At 59.1% G+C, this 1,900-nt stretch carries 1 protein-coding gene; it reads left to right on the top strand.

Translation table 11 applies throughout. From position 1 onward, the window contains the following. Positions 1-125: 125 nt before the first annotated feature. On the top strand, positions 126-1,900 hold a 1,775-nt coding region (gene metG, locus NTW95_11305), incomplete at its 3' end, for a methionine--tRNA ligase (protein ID MCX6557996.1).

Here is a 1,900-nt window from a genome sequence, read left to right as displayed (position 1 = left end):
ACAAGGAAGACACCAAACCGCTGAAAATCAGTTTCCAGTAATCCCTTTCCCGGCCCGCCGCCACCCTTTTTCGCTGCTGGATTTTATGCTATAATTTGCTCCTCTGCAGGCGACAGGAGATCAGCATGCCGAAGTTTTACCTGACCACCCCTATTTACTACGTCAATGACGTTCCGCACATCGGCCATGCCTACACCACCATATTGGCCGACGTCATCAAGCGCTACAAGCAGCAGCGCGGCTACCAGGTCCTGTTCTTGACCGGGACCGACGAGCACGGACAGAAAATCGAAAAGAGCGCCAGCAAGCAGGAGCTGACCCCCAAGCAGCTCGCCGACTCGATGGTGAAGAGCTTCAAGCAGCTCTGGCAGACATTGAATATCGATTACGACCATTTCATCCGCACCACCGACGACGTCCACATCAAGGGCGTGCAAAAGATCTTTGCCAAGGTCAGGGAGAAGGGGGACATCTACCTCGGCGAATACGCCGGCCACTACTGTATCTCCTGCGAGAATTTCATCCCCGACAGCGTCGAGGAGACGGCTGACGGCAAAAGGACCTGCCCCGACTGCGGCCGGCCCACCGACAACCGCGTCAAGGAAAAATGCTACTTCTTCCGTCTGTCGGCCTACGGCGACCGGCTGTTGACATTCTACGAGGAGAATCCCGAATTCGTCACGCCGCGCTCGCGCATGAACGAGGTGGTTTCCTTCGTCAAGATGGGGCTGCGCGACCTAAGCGTCACCCGCTCTACGGTCAAGTGGGGGGTACCGGTTCCCGGCGACCCGCAGCAGACGATCTACGTCTGGTTCGACGCCCTCTCAAACTACATCACCGCTATTGACTACCTCGGCGAGGGCGAGCGCTTCAATGCGTTCTGGCCGGCCGACCTGCACATCATGGCCAAGGACATCCTCAAGTACCATGCCGTCTACTGGCCGGCTTTCCTGATGGCCGCCGGCCTGCCCCTGCCCAAAAAGGAGCTGATCCACGGCTGGTGGCTGAAGGACGAGAAGAAGATATCCAAGTCCAGCGGCAACGTCCTCGACCCGCACATCCTGCTGAAGCACTTCAACCCCGACGCTATCCGCTATTTTCTGATGCGCGAGGCCTCCATCGGCGCCGACGGCAACTTCTCCCACGAGGGCTTCATCAACCGCGTGAACACCGACCTGACCAACGACTGGGCCAACCTGGTCTCGCGCACGACCGGCATGATCGAAAAATACTTCGCCAACTCCTTCGACCGACCCGCCGCTTACACCGACAAGGAGGAAGGGATCCGCGGGCGCTACGGCGCCCTCGAAAAGACGGTCCTCGACTGCTTCGACGGCTACCAGTTCAATCGCGGCCTCGAAGCCATTTTTGAGTACATCAATCAGCTCAACCGTTATATCGTGGAGGCCCAGCCGTGGAACCTGGCCAAGGACGAGGCGAACCGGCCGCGCCTGGCCGGGGTGCTGAAGACCCTAGCCCGGGCCATCCTGAGCGTCAATACGCTGCTGGCCCCCATCCTGACCGAAACCGCCACCAAGGTGCGCGCCATTTTCAACGCTCCCGCGCAAGGTATCGGCTGGCAGGATCTGCCCGAAGTTTTTTCCATCCTGCCCGGAACGCAGTTGTTCCCTCGCGTCGACGGCAAGGTCTTTTTTGGGGAAACTGAGGCCGCGCCTCTTTCTTCAGCCGATCGGGATGCTGCCTCCTCCGACGTCATCGAGATCGAGGACTTCAAGAAAGTGCAGATGGTCGTGGCCAAGGTGCTGGAAGCGGAGAAAGTGGAAAAGGCCGACAAACTCCTGAAGCTGAAAATCGATACCGGCGACGGCACCCGCACCCTGGTGGCCGGCATCGCCTTGTTCTACAAGCCGGAAGACCTGGTCGGCCGCAAGATCATCAT

The organism is Candidatus Aminicenantes bacterium (genome assembly GCA_026393795.1).
In the GTDB taxonomy this organism is placed as follows: Bacteria; Acidobacteriota; Aminicenantia; order UBA2199; family UBA2199; genus UBA2199.
The sequence above is the reverse complement of the archived record's forward strand: the minus strand, read 5'-3'. Positions and strand labels throughout refer to the sequence as shown.